Origin of the sequence: Brevibacterium moorei (assembly GCF_024580735.1) — a bacterium.
Classification (GTDB): Bacteria; Actinomycetota; Actinomycetes; order Actinomycetales; family Brevibacteriaceae; genus Brevibacterium; species Brevibacterium moorei.
Window position 1 is genome coordinate 1 of the sequence record NZ_JANIJX010000081.1, and the last position, 255, is coordinate 255.

1 rRNA gene is annotated in these 255 nt (G+C 56.1%); it reads left to right on the forward strand.

From position 1 onward, the window contains the following. Nucleotides 1-255: ribosomal RNA gene (locus NQ034_RS16120) — 23S ribosomal RNA — on the forward strand; the annotation flags it as partial.

Consider the following 255-nt stretch of genomic DNA (forward strand, 5'->3'; position numbering starts at 1 on the left):
GTGTGTAGGTGAGCGTGTGGTGTGACGCAGGAAGGTAGCCGGGCCGCGCGGTGGTTGTCGTGGTCTAAGGTGGTAGCCCGTCAGGTAGGTAAATCCGTCTGGCATATAAGGGTGAGAGCTGATGGGCATCCCACTTTGGGTGGGGTGATCCGGTGATCCTATGCTGTCGAGAAAAGCATCGGCGTGAGGTTTGATCCGCTCGTACCCGAAACCGACACAGGTAGTCAGGTAGAGAATACTAAGGTGATCGAGAGA